Raw genomic sequence first — 16294 nt, forward strand, 5'->3', positions numbered from 1 at the left:
AACGGCCAACGGATTCCCGGACGGGCCCGGGAGCTACAGCCGGGGGTCGACCGGCTCGGACTCCAGGGCCAGTACCGCGAAGACCGCTTCGTGGATCCTCCACAGGGGCTCCCCGTCGGCCAGCCGGTCCAGGGCCTCCAGGCCGAGGGCGTACTCCCTCAGAGCCAGCGACCGCTTGTGGCCGAGGAACCGCGAACGCAGCCGGTCCAGATTCTCCGGACGCGTGTACTCGGGGCCGTAGATGATCCGCAGGTACTCCCTGCCGCGCACCTTGATGCCCGGCTGGACCAGCCTGCCCTTCGCGTCCCTGACGAGCGCTCCGAGCGGCTTGACGACCATGCCTTCGCCGCCGCGCCCGGTCATCTCCAGCCACCAGTCGACGCCGGAGCGCACCGACTCCTCGTCCCCGGTGTCGACGACCAGGCGCCGGGTGACCTGGAGCAGTCCGGTCGGATCGTGCTCGACCAGGCGGTCCAGCCAGGCCAGCTGCTCGTCGTGCGGTACGGAGGCGAGTGAGCGGCCCTGCACGGCAAGGATCTGGAACGGCGCGAGGCGGACACCGTCGAGCCCCTCGGTACTCCAGCAGTAGCGGCGGTAGGCCTCGGTGAAGGCCGCCGCGTCCGCGGCACGCTCCTGCTGACGTCCGGCGAGGGCGCCGACGTCAACACCGCGGGCGGCCGCCGCGGCGAGGGCCTCGCCCGCCACGGGAAGGACCGCACCCGACGCGGCGCCCACCGCCGCGTACTGCGAGCGCAGCAGCCCGGCCGCCTTGAGGGACCAGGGCATCAGCTCGGCGTCCAGCAGCACCCAGTCCGTGTCCCACTCCTCCCAGAGTCCGGCGGCGGTGACGGCTGTGCGGAGCCTGCCGAGGATCACTTCGGTGAGCGCCACGTCGTCCAGGAACGGCCGGCCCGTGCGGGTGTGCAGAGCCCCGGTGGGGCCGTCGGCACCGAAGCGCTCACGGGCCGTGTCCGCGTCGCGGCAGACCAGGGCCACCGCACGCGAGCCCATGTGCTTCTCCTCGCAGACGACCTTGGTGACGCCGTCCGCCCGGTACTGGGCGAAGGCCTCGGCCGGATGCTCCAGGAAACCCTCCTCGTGGGACGTCGCGGTCGGGGCCATGGTCGGCGGGAGGTAGGCCAGCAGCCTCGGGTCGACGGCGAAGCGGCTCATCACCTCGAGAGCCGCCGCCGCGTTCTCCTCGCGCACCGCGATCCGGCCCATGTGCCGGGTCTCCACGATGCGGCGGCCCTGCACGTCGGCGAGGTCGAGCGGACGCCCCTCACGGCCCCCGGGAGCCTCGGTCGTCAGCGGCTTCACGGGCTCGTACCAGACCTGCTCGGCAGGTACGTCGACGATCTCGCGCTCCGGCCAGCGCAGCGCGGTCATCTTCCCGCCGAAGACCGCTCCGGTGTCCAGGCACAGGGTGTTGTTGACCCAGGAGGTGGTGGGCACCGGGGTGTGGCCGTAGACCACGGCCGCGCCGCCGCGGTAGTCCTCCGCCCACGGGTAGCGCACGGGCAGGCCGAACTCGTCGGTCTCGCCGGTCGTGTCCCCGTACAGCGCGTGCGAACGGACCCGCCCCGAGGTGCGCCCGTGGTACTTCTCGGGCAGGCCCGCGTGGCAGACGACCAGCTTGCCGCCGTCCAGGACGTAGTGGCTGACCAGCCCGTCGATGAACTCCTTCACCCGCTCCCGGAACTCCGGGTCCTTCGCGTCCTCCCGCTCCAGCTGCTCGATGGTCTCGGCGAGGCCGTATCTGACCTGGACCTGCCGCCCCTTGAGGTACCGGCCGAGCTTGTTCTCGTGGTTGCCCGGGACGCACAGGGCATTGCCGGCCGACACCATGGACATGACGCGGCGCAGCACACCGGGGCTGTCGGGACCGCGGTCGACGAGGTCGCCGACGAACACGGCGGTGCGCCCGTCGGGGTGCGCGCCGTCGGTGTATCCGAGCTTGCCGAGCAGGGACTCCAGCTCGGAGCTGCAGCCGTGGATGTCACCGATGATGTCGAAGGGGCCGGTGAGGTGGCGGAGGTCGTTGTAACGGCGCTCCAGGACGACTTCGGCGCTGTCGGCCTCCTCCTCGGTGCGCAGGACGTGCACCTTGCGGAAGCCCTCGCGCTCCAGTCCGCGCAGCGAACGGCGCAGTTCGCGCCGGTGGCGCTGGACGACGTGGCGGGGCATGTCCGCGCGGTCGGGCCGCTTCGCGTTGCGCGCGAGGCAGACCTCCTCGGGCAGGTCGAGCACGACGGCGATGGGCAGCACGTCGTGCTCCCTGGCCAGCTGCACGAGCTGCTTGCGGCTCTCCGCCTGCACGTTGGTGGCGTCGACGACGGTGAGCCGTCCGGCGGCGAGGCGCTTGCCCGCGATGTAGTGCAGGACGTCGAAGGCGTCACGGCTCGCGCTCTGGTCGTTCTCGTCGTCGGCGACGAGGCCGCGGCAGAAGTCCGAGGAAACGATCTCGGTGGGCTTGAAGTGCTTGCGGGCGAAGGTGGACTTGCCCGATCCGCTGGCGCCGATGAGCACGACGAGGGAGAGGTCGGTCACCGGCAGCGTGCGAGAGGTACTGGTCATGCGGCCTTCGCCTCCTTCGTCTTCTCGTCGGTCGGCCGGTCGGTCTCCGCACCGGCCTTCTCGCCGGTTCTCACGGACTGCGCACCGGACTCTTCGCCGGTCGCGTCCTTCTCCTCGGACATCGTGAACACGGCCATCTGTGTGGGCGGCCCCACCTCGGGGTCGTCCGGCCCCACGGGTACGAACGCGACGCCGTAGCCGTGACGCTCGGACACCTGCCGGGCCCAGGACCGGAATTCCTCCCTGGTCCACTCGAAACGGTGGTCGCCGTGACGCACGTGTCCGGCCGGGAGCGTCTCCCAGCGGACGTTGTACTCGACGTTCGGCGTGGTCACCAGCACGGTCCGCGGCCTCGCCGAACCGAACACCGCGTACTCCAGCGCGGGCAGCCGTGGCAGGTCGAGGTGCTCGATCACCTCACTGAGCACCGCGGCGTCGTACCCCTTGAGCTGCTTGTCGGTGTACGTGAGTGCGCCCTGCCGAAGCGTGACCCGGCCGGCCTGCCGCTCCCCCATCCGGTCCAGCTTCAGTCTGCGCGAGGCGATCGTCAGGGCCCGCATCGACACGTCGACCCCGACGATCTCCGTGAACCGCACGTCCTTGAGCAGCGCCTGCACCAACTGGCCCTGTCCACAGCCCAGGTCGAGCACCCGGCTCGCCCCGGCGGCGCGCAGTGCCTCCAGGATCGCCGCACGGCGCTGCTCGGCGAGCGGCACCGGCTTCTCCTCGGTGTCGGTGGTCTCGTCCACGGCGTTGTCGACGCTTTCCACCTCCAGGTCGTCGGACTCGGCGAGCCTCACCAGTTCGAGCCGTTCCATCGCCTGCCGGGTCAGACCCCAACGGCGGGACAGATAGCGGCTGGTGATCAGCCGCTGCTCGGGGTGCTCGGCCAGCCAGCCCTCGCCCGCCCGCAGCAGCTTGTCCACCTCGTCGGGCGCGACCCAGTAGTGCTTGGCGTCGTCGAGCACCGGCAACAGCACATAGAGCTGGCGCAGCGCGTCGGCGAGACGCAACTCCCCCTCCAGCACGAGCCGTACGTAGCGCGAGTCGCCCCACTCGGGGAACTTCTCGTCCAGCGGTACGGCTACGGCGTCCACGCTCCTCCAGCCGAGCGGCCCGAAGAGCTTCTCCACCAGTTCGACGCCGCCGCGGGCCGGCAGTGCGGGCACTTCGATGCGCAGCGGGAGGGGCTCCTGGACCCGCTCGGGCATGGCGCGGCACACCCCGTTCAGCGCGGACTTGAAGACCGTCGTCATCGCGACCGAGAGGAGGGACGAGGCGGCGTACGGCCGGTCGTTGACGTACTGCGCGAGCGCCGCATCGGGGGCGCCGCCCCGGCCCTTGCCCTTGCCGCGCCGCACCAGCGCCACCGGATCCACCTCCAGCAGGAGCGAGGCCGTGCAGCGCTCCACGGATGCCTCGGGGTAGAAGACATGCGCGGTGCCGTGCGAGGTGGAGAACGTCTGCGCCTTCTCGGGATGCTTGTGCAGCAGAAAGCCGAGATCGGTGGCGGGACGCTCCGGGGTGCCGGTCGTGCTGATAGTCAGGAACACCCGTCCGAGTATGGCCCTGCACCCCACCCCCTACCAGGCATTTTCGGGTCCGGTCCGTCCCGGCAGAGCCGCCAGCTCGGCGATCTCGGACGGGCCGACCCGGCAGCATCCCCCGATGAGCCGGGCGCCGGCCCGCTGCCAGTCCCGCACCCGCCCCGGGTCGAAGGTGCCTTTCCCGGTCCACCTCCGGCCCACGGCATCCCACACCTCGCCGCTGTTCGGGTAGACGACGACGGGCTTGCCGGTCGTGGCCGCCGCCACCTCCACCGCATGCTCCGCGTCCGCCGGGTCGCAGCAGTTGACCCCTACGGCCATCACCTGGTCGTTGCCCGCGGCGATCCCGAAGGCCTCCTCGAGCGGCTGGCCCGCCCTGGTCCGGTCACCCGTCACGCTGTACGAGAGCCAGACCGGGACGGCGCAGTCCTGGACCGCCCGCAGCAGCGCCTCGGCCTCGTCGAGGTCCGGCACCGTCTCCAGGGCCAGCACATCGGGGCCCGCCGCAGCCAGTGTCTCCACCCTGGGGCGGTGGAAGCGCTCCAGCTCGCGGACGCTCAGCCCGTAGCGGCCGCGGTACTCGCTGCCGTCCGCGAGCATCGCCCCGTACGGTCCGACGGATGCTGCGACCCAGAGCTCCCGCCCGGTCCCCGCCCCGGCCCTGCGTGCCAGTTCCACGCTGCCGGCCATCAGCTCGGCGGCCCGGTCCCGCCCGATCCCGCGCCGCCCGAACCCTTCGAACGTCGCCTGGTAGCTGGCGGTGATGAGCACCTGCGCGCCCGCCCGCGCATAGGCCGCGTGGGCCGCCTCGATCTGCTGGGGCGCGTCGGCCAGGAGCCGGGCCGACCACAGCGCGTCGGACAGGTCGCACCCCTGCGCCCCCAGCTGGTTGGAGAGACCTCCGTCCAGCAGAACGGTGCCTTCGGCGAGCGCGTCGCCGAGGGTACGGCCGGTCGGCCCGTGCGGAGTCCGAGCAGATTGCACAGCTGCTACTTCCCGTCAGCTCAGCTGGGCCTGGACCTGCGACGAGATCAGCTCCAGGTGTTCCAGGTCGTGCAGGTCGAGGATCTGCAGATAGATCCGGGACGCTCCGATCGCCGCGTACTGGCCGATCTTGTCGACCACCTCGTCTGGCGAGCCCGCCAGGCCGTTCGCCTTGAGGTCCTCGACGTCCCTGCCGACAGCGGCAGCCCGCCGGGCCACCTCCGCGTCGTTCTTCCCGGCGCAGACCACCAGGGCGTTGGAGTACACCAGGTCGTCCGGGGCACGGCCCGCCGCCTTCGCCGCCTCCCTGACACGGCCGAACTGCTTCTCACTGTCCTCGAGCGACGCGAAGGGGATGTTGAACTCGTCCGCGTACTGCGCTGCCAGCCGCGGAGTGCGGACCGCACCGTGCCCGCCGATCAGGACAGGCACCTTGGCCTGGGCCGGCTTGGGAAGCGCGGGTGAGTCGGTGAGCTGGTAGTACGTGCCGTCGTAGGTGAAGGTCTTGCCGACCTCGGTCTCCCACAGACCCGTGATGATCGCCAGCTGCTCCTCCAGGCGGCCGAACTTCTCCTTCGGGAACGGAATGCCGTAGGCCTTGTGCTCGGCCTCGAACCAGCCCGCGCCCAGGCCAAGCTCGACCCGGCCGCCGGACATCCGGTCGACCTGCGCCACCTGGATGGCCAGCACTCCGGGCAGCCGGAAGGTGCCTGCCGTCATCAGCGTGCCGAGCCGGATCCGCTTGGTTTCGCGGGCCAGACCGGCCAGGGTGATCCACGCGTCGGTCGGTCCGGGCAGCCCGTCCCCGGAGCCCATGCGGAGATAGTGGTCCGAACGGTAGAAGGCATCGAAGCCGAGATCCTCGGCGGCCTTGGCGACAGTGAGCAGCGTGTCGTAGTCGGCCCCTTGCTGGGGCTCGGTGAAGATTCGAAGATCCATGCCTCCATCCTGCACCTTCGGGCCTGGCTCACGGCTGCCCGGCCACGAAGCCGGCCGGCCCGCGGATCACCCCGTACGGGCCGTCACGCTCCCGGCCCTGCGCCTGTTCGCGCTCCTGTTCCTGTTCGGCGAGCCGTCTGAGCATCCCGTACACCCTGTCGATCGACTCGTCGACGGCATCTATCGCTTCGATGCACTGCCAGTAGAGCCCGTCCTCCTCCGTGTCGCAGGCGACGCCGACCAGCGCGATGCCCACATCGCCGAGGAGCAGCCCGAGGGCACCCAACGTTCGTGGCACATCGGCGACTTCGGAGAGCTGTGCGGCCCGCGCAGCACCGGCCGGCACCATCGGGTGGTCGAGCACGGCGGCACCCCGTCCACCGATCTCGCTGAGCCCGCGCGCGTCGGTCCGTAACTCCGCCGGTCCGCAGCGCACCAGCTGCCCGCCGACCGTCCTGGCGAGCGCCTGCGCCTGCCAGGCCTCCGCCATGATGGCCGGGGCCCCCCGGCTGGCCGCAAGGGCTCGCCGTCCGGCCTCGATAAGCCGCTCCGCTTCCATGTGATTCCCCCGTCGCTGCGAAAACCCGCTCACCTCTTCCATTACCCACAGTGAGGTGAGCGGCACCGGAAAGCCAGAGGAAATCGGAAATCTGTGGACAGGAAGTCGACTGTGGAGAAGTCGATCACTCCGAAGAGTGACGACCGTCGAGTTCAGTGGGTTTCGGAACCGGGAAGCGCACCTCGTTCCGGTCGATCTTGGCCGCCAGCGCCGCCAGCACGTCGACATCGAGCACTTCGCAGAACTGCAGCAGATAGGCCAGAACGTCGGCCACCTCGTCCGCGACCCGGTGCGCCGTACCGGGATCCTCCATCACCCTGGCCGACTGCTCCGGTGTCAGCCACTGGAAGATCTCCAGGAGTTCGGAGGCCTCGACGCTCAGCGCGACCGCCAGGTTCTTCGGGGTGTGGTACTGCTCCCAGTCCCGTGCCGCCGCGAAGTCGGCCAGCCGCCGCTGCAGTTCAGCTACATCGAAATCCGTCACGGTGCCAGGTCTACCACTGTCACTCCCGCCGTCCCGCGGGCAGCAGCCGCGGTCGCCTCGGTGACCGTGCCCAGCAGCCGGATGTGGCCGTCCGCGCAGATCGAGGCCGCCAGCGCCAGCAGCTCACGTGTCTGCCGCGCGTCCAGGCTCCGGTCGAGCCCGTCGGCCAGCACCGTGAGCGCCTGCATCGCCGACGGCACCTCCGCGGCCGGGTCCACCACGAGGACATGAGGCCCGGTCAGCAGCACGAGGGCGAACGCCAGGTACCTGAGCTCACCGTCTCCGAGACGGCTCAAGGGCGTGCTGTGCCCGGCCCCGCGCCCCGCTCCGGCCTGCACGGCCCCGCCGGCGAGGTGTTCGACGGTCAGTCCCGTCACGGGTCCGGCGCACCCGGCGTCCGCGGTGGCGACCAGCCGGGCGTGCCGTTGGGGGCACCGGGTGTGTGTGCGGCGGAGTACGTCGGCGAGGTTGTCGCACGCGGGCCTCAGCCGCCCTTCCCCGACCGGAACCGGTGCACGCATCCGCCGCGGCTGCGGATCGCAGGCGAAGGCCGACCGCAACGCCACCACCACCTGCTCGGCGGCGGCCAGCACCCGTAACTGCCCCTGGGTGGTTCCCGCGACCCGCAGCGGCAACAGCGCCGTACCGAGCCGGTCGTCGGGGAAGGGGGCCCGTGTCACCGGGACCGCTCCCGCAGTGTGCCAGGCCGCCTGGACGGCGGAGCGCCTCGGATCCCGCAGAGCCGTGGTCAGCAGCGTCTCGCCGCCGTCCACGAGCCGTTCGCCGACGATGCGGAGGGTGGGCTCTGCCTGGACGGCGAGATCCAGTCCCACCGGACCGACGGGGCCCTCCACGGTGCAGCCGAGCCTGAATCCCCGCCGCCCCTGCGCATCGGCCCCGGTCCGTTCGGGCACCCAGGCCCCGGGATCCGGGAAGACCTCCTCCAGCGGATCGCCGGAAGCGAGCCGCGCCAGCGCCTCGTACGCGCGAAGGGCGGTGGTCTTCCCGCTGCCGCTCGCCCCGGTCAGGAGGGTGAACGGGCCGAGGGGAATCGCCGCACGGCGGTACGAGGCGAAGGCGGAAAGCCTCAGTTCGCTGACGAAGGGGCGGGCGGGACGGGCCGGGACACCGGTGCGCGTCGGGGCGGTCCTCGTGGTGATCACAGTCATGAGCGGACCGTACGCACGCCGCCGACCGCCGAACCGTTCCGCCCGCAGGACCTTCCTACGATTGGGGTACGCCCGCCGCGGTGACCCCCTCGACCTCCATGCCGACCGGCGCGAGCAGAAAGACATTGCGGTCGACGCGGTGCATCCCGCTGCCCAGTCCGAAGACCACGCCGCTGCTGAAGTCCAGGATCCGCTTGGCCACGTCGGTCTCGGCGCCCGTCAGATCGAGCAGCACCGGAATCTGTGCCACCAGGTATTCGGCCACCTCGCGCGCGTCCGCGAACACCTGGACCCTCAGCACGACCAGCCGGCGCTGTTCGGCCGAATCGCGTTCGTCGGGGACCGTGCGGTGATCGACGCGGGAGGGCCATTCGTTGCGCCCCCTCAGCGGTACGACCTGGGCGAGCCCCTCCCACTGTTCGTCGGTGGCGTCGTATCTGTCGTACCTGTCGTACCTGCTCACAGAACCACCCCGTCCGTAAGCCGGTTGGCTGTGCGCCGGCTGCGCTCGCTGTTCATCGGGCAATTCTCTCGCCCCTCACCCGTTCGGCGTACCACCGACACGGGTCGCGGCGTGATCGACACCGTCCTGGGTCGAACGGGTGTCCGCTGCGGGGAGGGTGTCGAGGGGGGTGAAACGGACCGGAAGACGAGCCGGTGCGCGGTGGAAGGGGCCCGGTCGCCAGATCAGCTCCGTGGCGTCGACGGCCAGTTCGAGGTCGCAGAGCTGACTCGTGAGCTGCTCGATCGCGGTCATCGCCATCAGCAGCGCGGGCTGCTTCGCCGGGCACCGGTGCGGACCCGCCGACCAGGCGAGATGGGCACCCGTCCCGGAACGCACCGCGGGGTCCGAAAGGCCGGGCAGGGACTGCGTGTTGGCGGCAGCGAAGGAGACCAGGAGCAGTTGCCCCGCTCGGAGCGGGACGCCGTGGAACTCCGTGTCGTGCCGGGGGTAGTGGGCTCCGAGGTTGGCCATCGGCGGATCCCGCCACAGCACTTCGTCGATCGCTTCGTGCGCGGTCGTCGCACCGCCGTGCAGGGATCCGGTGTGCCCGGTGCCGCTGAGCATGTGGAGCAGCGCGTTGCCGATCAGATTGGTCGTCGGGTCATGCCCGGCGCTCATGATCAATGTGATCTGCCGCACGGCCTCGTCGTCGTCCAGTGCCGCCGGATGCGCGAGCAGATACGTGGTCAGATCGCGCCCCGGCCGCGCACGCCGGTCGGCGACGAGGTCGGTCACGACGCCGACCAGATCGGCGTACGCAGCTGCCGCGCCCTCGGCGGAGTTCATCATTCCGGCTATGCCGCGGACGATCCGCTCGCTGTCCTGCGGCGGCACTCCGAAGGCCGCGGTGAAGACGTGCAGGGGGAGGAGCCTGGCGTACTGGGCGATGAGATCACCGCTGCCGGTGGCCGAGAAGGCGCCGATGAGCTGCTGCGCGACCCGGGCCACCTCCGTCCGGAGCAGATGCGGCTCGATCAGCGCGAGGGTGTCGTTGATGGCGTCGCGGTACCGGGCGTGGACGGCGCCGTCGGTGAAGAGCGCGGTGGGCCGGTAGCCGAGCACGGGCAGGACCGGCGAGTCGGCCGGCACGCCCGCCTGCCAGGTGCGCGGATCCTTGGTGAAGGTGTCGGTGTCGCGCAGCAGGTCGACGGCGGCCTGGTAGTCCGTGACCAGCAGCGCGTCGATACCGGGAGCGATACGGACCCGGGCCAGCGGCCCCTGGGCGCGCAGTTCACGGTAGTGGCCGTGCGGATCGGCCGCGAAACCCGGTCCGTACAGCTCGAGCGGCTCGTAGGGAGAGGTGCGGGCTGCGGGCACGGTGCCCGGGGTGTGCGCGGTCATGACGGGTCCTGGGACTTGGGCAGGCACGTCAGCGCATGCTCGGCGAGGGCGATCAGGGCGTTGATGCTGCCGCGTCGTTCACGGGCGTCGCACTGGACGAGCGGGGTGCCCGGGGCGAGGTCGAGATGCTTGCGCAGGACTTCGTCGGTGTGGGCGGGGGCGTCGGGGAAGCGGTTCACGGCCACGGCGTACGGCAGCCCCTGCTCCTCCACCATGTCCATGACGGCGAAGGAGTCCTTGAGACGGCGGGTGTCGACCATCACGAGGGCGCCGAGGGCGCCGCGCGCGATGTCCTCCCAGAGCGGGAAGAAGCGCTCCTGGCCCGGGGTGCCGAACATGTAGAGCACCAGATCGTCCTGGACGGTCAGCCGGCCGAAGTCGATGGCGACGGTGGTCGTGGTCTTGTCCGGAAGCCCGGCGGTGTCGTCGAGTCCGGTGCTGGACTGCGTCATCACCTCTTCCGTGTGCAGGGTCGGAATCTCCGACAGGGTACGGATCAGGGTCGTCTTGCCCACGCCGAAGGGACCCGTGACGACGAGCTTCATCAGGGTCTCGGCGGCACTCGGCAGATAGCCGATGCCGCCCCGGTCAGTGGAGGGAACGGAGTCCAACGAGCAGCCTCTCGACGAGCGACCGGTCGATCTCACCGGCACTGGGGATCGGTGGTCGAGCGTGCAGATGTCCGGCGGCCACGAGATCCGTGGCCAGGAAGACCGTGGCGCTGACCGGAAGTTCCAGGTGTGCGGCGCACTCGACGACGGTGAGGGCTCCCGGCTCCAGGAGTTCACACAGCCTGCGCTGCTCGGAACCGGAGCCCGGCGGCAGCTCCTCGTCCGTACGGACGAGCACGGCGAGCCGGTCGAGCGCGGGGCCGGTGGGCGCGGAGCGGCCACCGGTGACCAGATATGCGGGAATCAGGCGGCGTCCTGGGCCGGGGGTCATGGCCGGGTGGCAGCGTCCGGCAGGCGGGTGGGGGCGTGCATCGCCCGGGTCAGCGCGGTTACCTGGACCTGCATCTGGTACGCGATGTTGCCCAGGTGCGCGTCGGGGGCCGCGAACAGCGCGAGGGTGGTGTTCCTGCCCGCGGGTACGACGATGGCGAAGCCCAGTTCGGACTCCACGACCGTCTGTGCAAGCCGGGGGGACTCCGCCTCCGTGAAGGCGGTGGTGAAGGCACGGGCCGCGGCGTGCAGGGTGGCGGTCATCGCGGCGACCCGCTCGGCGGACGCGCGGTCCAGGCCGGGCGACGCGCCCTCGACGAGCCCGTCGCCGGTGGCGACCACGGCGTGCTGCACACCGGGCAGTTCCAGCAGCGGGGTCAGCACCCAGGCGAGATCACCGGTGGTGGGAGTGGTGCTCACGTCTCGTCGTCTCCTTGGTCGTCCGATGAGGATGCTGAGAGTGCTGTGGCGGCCGGGGCGGCCGAGGGCACCGGGTCTGCGGATGCTGCCGGACCCGCTGAGGGCTCCGGGTCCGCGGGCGGCTCCGCGGCGGCGGCCGGAGCGTTCCTGCCGCTGACCGTGCCCTGCTGGAGCGCGGTCCAGGAGGCTCCTGCCTGTTCGGGCGTACGGAGAACGGGCTCGTCCACCTCCGCGGCCGGTGCTGCCGTTGCGGCGTCCGGGGCGGCCGTCCGGCGGTTCCTGCGGCGCCGGCTGGGCAGCGCGGAGGGGCGCTCGTCCGGAGAGGCCGCAGGGACGACGGGGGTGGCGGGGGCGGCGGAACCGTCCTCCGCGCCGGCCTCCTCGCCGACGGGGCCCGGATCCGCACTGCCGGCACCCGCACCCGCACCGGCGGCGATCCCACGCGTCAGCACCGGCTTCGGCGCGAGCACGGACAGGGTGCGGTCGTCGTCGATCACGGTCAGCAGATGGGCGGGAATGCGCAGCATCGTGCGCATGCCCCCGTAGGGCGACGACTCGATGTGGCAGCTGAAGCCGTAGCGTGCGACGAGCCGCCCCACCACGGCGAACCCGGTCTGCGGCGGATCCCCCAGCTCGGTCAGCAGTACCTCCGAGGGCCCGGCCAGCAGCGCGCGGGCCCGTTTCAGTGCGTCCTCGTCCATGCCGATCCCGGCGTCGTCGACGAGGACCAGGGCGCCGCGCCCCGCCGTCTGCTGGACCGTCACGGGTACTTCGGTGTCCGGGTGCGAGTACGCCGTCGCATTGGCCAGCAGTTCGGCGAGGGCGATCGCGAAGGGCTCGGCGGCCCGGGCGACCAGTGCGAGCCGCTCCTGGCGCAGATGGTTGGCGACCTTGATCCGCTCGTATCCCGGGACCCGGGACTGGGCGCCGAGCACGACTTCCACGAGCGAGGAGTTCTCCCGGGCGAGCCCCGGCCAGGCATCGCAGAGCACCGCGGTGGCCTGCGTGCGGCGCAGCGCCAGTTCGTTCCGGAAGTCGAGCTGCAGGATCCGCGGATCGTCGTACTCGTGCTGGAGCTCCTGCAGCAGGTGCTGCGACTGGTTGAGCAGTGACTGGATCTTGGCGGACGTACCGCGCATGGCCGACCGGGCCGCGGCGTCGACACGCCCCCGCTCCTCCATGACCGCGTTGCGCGCGGCCTGTACGGCCTCGGTGAGCAGCCGCGCGGCGTCGCCCTCGATCCCGGCGGCCTCCCGCAGTCCGGGAACCGGTGCGGTCGGGTGGGAGAGGGCGGTCGCCGCGGCGGGTATCCGCTTCTCGGCCAGCTGACGTATCTCCTCGGTGAGGGCCAGCGTGCGGGCCTCGGCAGCCCTTGCCTGACGGTCGGTCAGTTCGGCGCGCGCGGAGGCCCCGTATGCGTCGAGGCGGGCCTGATGGGCCCGTACGACGGCCGCCAACGCCGTGATGACGGCGATCAGCGCCACGATCCATGCCACCACAGCGTCACCGTGTCTCTCTTGTCGGACGGAGGCCGCACCCCGTGGGGCCTCGGGACTCCAGGCTGTCGCTCCGGCCCGCGGTCACTCCGGCTCGCCGCCGGACGGTCCCCGCTCGGTCTCGTGCGCGAGCGCCGCCACATCGGACATCACCTGCAGCACGCCGGGCAGTTCGGAGCCGTCCAGGTGCCGGTACTCGCTTCCGATGGTCACCACCAGCCGCTCGGCCAGACCGAGTGCGGGGTAGCGGCCTTCGCCGATCACCCGGCGTGCGGCCTCGATCGCGGGCGCTCCGGACGCGTGGAGGGCGTGGGCGCGTTCGCGTACGTAGGAGAGGTAGCCGATGTGCTCCCGTACGCCGGCCGGATCGAGCACCGGTCCGTGGCCGGGCACGATCACCTCGGCGCCCGTGGCCAGTACCTGTTCGCAGGCCGCGATCACATTGCTCAGGGGGCCGGCCCAGTGGATCGGGTGGTCGCCCGGCTGCTCCGCGGTGGAGGAGAAGATGATGTCGCCGCTGAACACGGCGCGTTGCGCGGGCAGATGGACGATCAGGTCGCCCGTGGTGTGGGCGGGCGGAAGGGCTGACAGCTGGACCGCGTACTCCCCCAGGGTCAGTTCGAGCTCCCCGGTGAAGTACGTGGTCGGCTGCACCGGTTCGGTGGCCGACCAGTCGAAGTCGCCGAAGTGGCGGCCGAGGTACGCGCCGAGGGGCGTGGCCGGATCGCTGCCGGACACGAGTGCGTGCTGCTGCTTCGGGGTGGGCTCGTAGTGGATGTGCTCCCGCGCCTCGCGCGTCGCGATGATCTCGGCGTCCGGGAGCACGCCGGCGCCCCAGAAGTGGTCCCCGTTGGCGTGCGTGACGATCACGCGGTCGATGGTCACCCCGTCGGGCAGCCGCTTCTCGCTCTCCGCCAGGAACTGTCCGCCCAGCACGGGGTCGTACGGGGTGTCGATCCAGAGCGCCCCGCGCGGTGACACGAGAAGACCGCAGTTGGCCAGCCCCCAGCCCCGCTTCGGCGGCAGCCAGGCATACAGGCCCCTGCCGAGGTCAGCGACGTCTCCACCCGTGATCGACATGGGGCGATTATGCCGACAGCCATCCGGGCGCGTGTTCGAACTCGGCCAACTGGAGAGCTCAATGACGCAAAACCGCCCCTTGGCCCGGCAGCATGTCGCGCCTCGGTGACCGTCCGGGGTCACCCATCCCCTGAGACGTGGCGGACTTTCCGCTCTTTCCCCGGAATTTCACCCTTGAGCCTCGTAGCACGCGGCAGATACCCAGCCTGTTGCGACGGAACCGGATTGAGCCGACTACCCGCTGAGCATGGCTGAAAACAGCTGGACCATTGGCCCTTGATCCATCTCCCTCATGCTTGTTCTTGCTCGATTGCCCCATGTAATATGCAAAATTGAACATGCACGCGAAGATTTCTTGCACCCTGGGCCGGACCGGTCCGGGGCGGCCCAGGCACGAGCGAACAGCGGAAGCGGAAGCGGAGCCCAGACGTGTCCCATGTCGAGACCGAGACAGCCGGCCAGCCGGAGTGCTGGCGTCGCGCCGCGGAGGTCGCAGCCGACCGTGCGGCGGTCCTGCCCGCCACCGGTGAGCGCATCGCCGTCGTCGGCTGCGGAACGTCGTTCTACATGGCGCAGGCCTACGCCGCGCTCCGCGAGGAATCCGGCCAGGGCGAGTCCGACGCCTTCGCCGCCTCGGAGTTCCCCACGGGCCGCAGCTACGACCGGGTCGTCGCCCTGACCCGTTCGGGGACCACGACCGAGGTGCTCGACCTGCTGACCCGGCTGAGCGGCGCCACTCCCACCGTCGCCGTGACCGCCGATCCGCACACCCCCGTGATGACGGCCGCGGACGAGGTGGTCGTGCTCGACTTCGCCGACGAGAAGTCCGTCGTGCAGACGCGCTTCGCCACCACCGCGCTCACCCTGTTCCGTGCCCACCTCGGGCTGCACACCGATGAGGCGGTGCGGGACGCGGAGACCGCCCTGGCCGAACCGTTGCCCGAAGGACTGCTGGACTGCACCCAGTTCAGCTTCCTGGGCCGGGGCTGGACGGTCGGTCTCGCCAACGAGGCGGCGCTCAAGATGAAGGAAGCATCGCTGTCCTGGACCGAGTCCTATCCGGCGATGGAGTACCGCCACGGTCCCATCAGCATCGCCACCACCGGGACGGCGACCTGGATGTTCGGCTCCGCGCCCGAGGGCCTTGCGGAGCAGGTGCTGGCCACCGGCGCCCGCTGGATCGAGAGCGGCCTGGACCCGCTGGCCGAGCTCGTCCGTGTCCAGCGCCTGGCGATCGCCCGCGCGGTGGCCGGCGGCCTCGACCCCGACCTTCCCCGCCACCTGACCCGGTCGGTGGTCCTCGACGCGGCCGCCGGGGCCTGACGGGCACGCCGACGGACCGTGCGTCGGGCGGGTGTTCCACCCGGCGCACGGGTCCGGCGCACGGCCGGAGGACGCGGTCAGGCCTCTTCGAAGTAGGCGTCCAGGGCGGCGTCGAGTTCCGCCGTCCACTCCTTGAGGCTGCTCCTCGCTCCGGCCTCGACCTCGGCGTTGAACCACCGGCGGCTGGACAGGTGGACCGTGACGGTGAACCGGCGCCCGAAGCGGCCGGTCTTGACCTCGACCGCGCCGATCTCCGCCCAGTCGAACTCCGCCTCCTGGTCGTCCAGCCGGAACCGGACACCTTCGCGGGCCACCCTGATGGATCCGCGCCGGTCGCTGACCTCGAAGACCGGACCGTCCGCCTCGTCGGACGACTCCGCCTCGTCGGACGAATCCGCCTTGTCCGAGGACTCCGCCTTGTCCGAGGACTCCGCGGGCTCCTCCGCTTCCGGGTCGTCAGGCTTCGACTTCGCGTCCTGCGGCGTCTTTGTCCCGTCGGCGACAGCCGTCGAATCGTCCTCGCCGGCGCCCTCCTCGAGCACGTCGGACTCCTCCGGCGCCTTCTCCGCATCCCCCTCCGTCCGCGCGGGGGCAGGGGCCGTCAGGCCGGGGATGTACGCCGGGTCTGTTCCCGCGGCGAACTCGGGCTTGGTGTTCGAATCTATGCGCTGCTCCACGGCGGGCAGTATGGACGACGAACCTGTACGAGACCAGTCACAGCGGTCCGGACGGCGCGGACGGCCCTGCCGGAAGGCGCCCGTCCCGGTCGGCGGAGCAACGGGGCGCACGCCGAGGACCTGCCCGATGCCGGGGCCGATCCGCTGCCCGGCTCTCGTCCGCCACCCTGCGGGAACCCGCAGGGTGCCCCGTGCGGCGAACCCCAACGGCCCTGACGGCGAACCTCGTACCGGCGCCGCGCCGCGCTCCCT

16 protein-coding genes are annotated in these 16294 nt (G+C 71.3%); 1 reads left to right on the top strand and 15 read right to left on the bottom strand.

Going from position 1 to position 16294, the window contains the following annotated elements; all coding sequences use genetic code 11:
• Positions 1–33: 33 nt before the first annotated feature.
• From ACFQ6X_RS31705 to ACFQ6X_RS31770, 14 genes are all read right to left on the bottom strand, one after another.
• Positions 34–2577, bottom strand: coding sequence for a polynucleotide kinase-phosphatase (locus ACFQ6X_RS31705; protein WP_383186576.1), 2544 nt, complete (start codon positions 2575–2577; stop codon positions 34–36).
• Positions 2574–4130 (bottom strand): 3' terminal RNA ribose 2'-O-methyltransferase Hen1, encoded by a 1557-nt coding sequence (locus ACFQ6X_RS31710; protein WP_383186578.1) that lies wholly within the window; start codon positions 4128–4130, stop codon positions 2574–2576. The genes ACFQ6X_RS31705 and ACFQ6X_RS31710 overlap by 4 nt, the downstream gene beginning before the upstream one ends.
• Positions 4131–4160: 30 nt before the next feature.
• Complete coding sequence (gene mmuM, locus ACFQ6X_RS31715; protein WP_383186580.1) at positions 4161–5108, bottom strand: homocysteine S-methyltransferase; 948 nt, start codon at positions 5106–5108, stop codon at positions 4161–4163.
• 15 nt (positions 5109–5123) lie between these two features.
• Positions 5124–6047 carry an LLM class F420-dependent oxidoreductase gene (locus ACFQ6X_RS31720; protein ID WP_383186582.1) on the bottom strand — a complete coding sequence of 308 codons (924 nt, stop codon included), beginning with the start codon at positions 6045–6047 and terminating at the stop codon, positions 5124–5126.
• Positions 6048–6075: 28 nt separating this feature from the next.
• Positions 6076–6606, bottom strand: a complete 531-nt coding sequence (locus tag ACFQ6X_RS31725; protein WP_383186584.1) for a DUF6099 family protein — start codon at positions 6604–6606, stop codon at positions 6076–6078.
• A gap of 124 nt (positions 6607–6730) precedes the next feature.
• Positions 6731–7090 (bottom strand): nucleotide pyrophosphohydrolase, encoded by a 360-nt coding sequence (locus tag ACFQ6X_RS31730; protein ID WP_383186586.1) that lies wholly within the window; start codon positions 7088–7090, stop codon positions 6731–6733.
• Complete coding sequence (locus ACFQ6X_RS31735) at positions 7087–8307, bottom strand: ATP-binding protein (RefSeq protein ID WP_383186620.1); 1221 nt, start codon at positions 8305–8307, stop codon at positions 7087–7089. Before ACFQ6X_RS31735 ends, ACFQ6X_RS31730 begins: the two co-directional genes overlap by 4 nt.
• A 7-nt stretch (positions 8308–8314) precedes the next feature.
• The gene (locus ACFQ6X_RS31740) at positions 8315–8722 is read right to left on the bottom strand and encodes a cell division protein SepF (RefSeq protein ID WP_351167616.1); all 408 of its coding nucleotides are present in this window, start codon (positions 8720–8722) and stop codon (positions 8315–8317) included.
• Positions 8723–8797: 75 nt separating this feature from the next.
• Entirely contained in the window at positions 8798–10105 is a 1308-nt protein-coding gene (locus tag ACFQ6X_RS31745; RefSeq protein ID WP_383186588.1) for a cytochrome P450, read from the bottom strand.
• Positions 10102–10716 carry an ATP/GTP-binding protein gene (locus ACFQ6X_RS31750; RefSeq protein ID WP_383186590.1) on the bottom strand — a complete coding sequence of 205 codons (615 nt, stop codon included), beginning with the start codon at positions 10714–10716 and terminating at the stop codon, positions 10102–10104. The genes ACFQ6X_RS31745 and ACFQ6X_RS31750 overlap by 4 nt, the downstream gene beginning before the upstream one ends.
• Complete coding sequence (locus ACFQ6X_RS31755; protein WP_383186592.1) at positions 10694–11047, bottom strand: DUF742 domain-containing protein; 354 nt, start codon at positions 11045–11047, stop codon at positions 10694–10696. Before ACFQ6X_RS31755 ends, ACFQ6X_RS31750 begins: the two co-directional genes overlap by 23 nt.
• A complete protein-coding gene (locus ACFQ6X_RS31760) occupies positions 11044–11466 on the bottom strand; it encodes a roadblock/LC7 domain-containing protein (RefSeq protein WP_383186594.1) in 423 nt (140 codons plus the stop codon). The genes ACFQ6X_RS31755 and ACFQ6X_RS31760 overlap by 4 nt, the downstream gene beginning before the upstream one ends.
• Positions 11463–12965, bottom strand: a complete 1503-nt coding sequence (locus ACFQ6X_RS31765) for an ATP-binding protein (protein ID WP_383186596.1) — start codon at positions 12963–12965, stop codon at positions 11463–11465. Before ACFQ6X_RS31765 ends, ACFQ6X_RS31760 begins: the two co-directional genes overlap by 4 nt.
• A gap of 81 nt (positions 12966–13046) precedes the next feature.
• A complete protein-coding gene (locus ACFQ6X_RS31770; protein ID WP_383186598.1) occupies positions 13047–14042 on the bottom strand; it encodes an MBL fold metallo-hydrolase in 996 nt (331 codons plus the stop codon).
• A gap of 429 nt (positions 14043–14471) precedes the next feature.
• Here ACFQ6X_RS31770 and ACFQ6X_RS31775 point away from each other — a divergent pair, with 429 nt between their 5' ends.
• On the top strand, positions 14472–15365 hold the full coding sequence (locus tag ACFQ6X_RS31775) for an SIS domain-containing protein (protein ID WP_383186599.1): 894 nt from the start codon (positions 14472–14474) through the stop codon (positions 15363–15365).
• Positions 15366–15442: 77 nt separating this feature from the next.
• On the opposite strand, the gene ACFQ6X_RS31780 is transcribed toward ACFQ6X_RS31775, so the two are convergent.
• Positions 15443–16042: a hypothetical protein gene (locus ACFQ6X_RS31780; RefSeq protein ID WP_383186601.1), complete on the bottom strand. Its 600-nt coding sequence runs from the start codon at positions 16040–16042 to the stop codon at positions 15443–15445.
• Positions 16043–16294: the final 252 nt, after the last annotated feature.

It is taken from the genome of Streptomyces sp. NPDC056452 (genome assembly GCF_042796085.1).
In the GTDB taxonomy this organism is placed as follows: domain Bacteria; phylum Actinomycetota; class Actinomycetes; order Streptomycetales; family Streptomycetaceae; genus Streptomyces.

What these genes read in the sequence shown, in the direction of transcription:
- ACFQ6X_RS31720 (WP_383186582.1), bottom strand. Translation starts at nt 6,047, where the DNA reads ATGGATCTTCGAATCTTCACCGAGCCCCAGCAAGGGGCCGACTACGAC.
- ACFQ6X_RS31755 (WP_383186592.1), bottom strand. Translation starts at nt 11,047, where the DNA reads ATGACCCCCGGCCCAGGACGCCGCCTGATTCCCGCATATCTGGTCACC.
- ACFQ6X_RS31770 (WP_383186598.1), bottom strand. Translation starts at nt 14,042, where the DNA reads ATGTCGATCACGGGTGGAGACGTCGCTGACCTCGGCAGGGGCCTGTAT.
- ACFQ6X_RS31705 (WP_383186576.1), bottom strand. Translation starts at nt 2,577, where the DNA reads ATGACCAGTACCTCTCGCACGCTGCCGGTGACCGACCTCTCCCTCGTC.
- ACFQ6X_RS31745 (WP_383186588.1), bottom strand. Translation starts at nt 10,105, where the DNA reads ATGACCGCGCACACCCCGGGCACCGTGCCCGCAGCCCGCACCTCTCCC.
- ACFQ6X_RS31725 (WP_383186584.1), bottom strand. Translation starts at nt 6,606, where the DNA reads ATGGAAGCGGAGCGGCTTATCGAGGCCGGACGGCGAGCCCTTGCGGCC.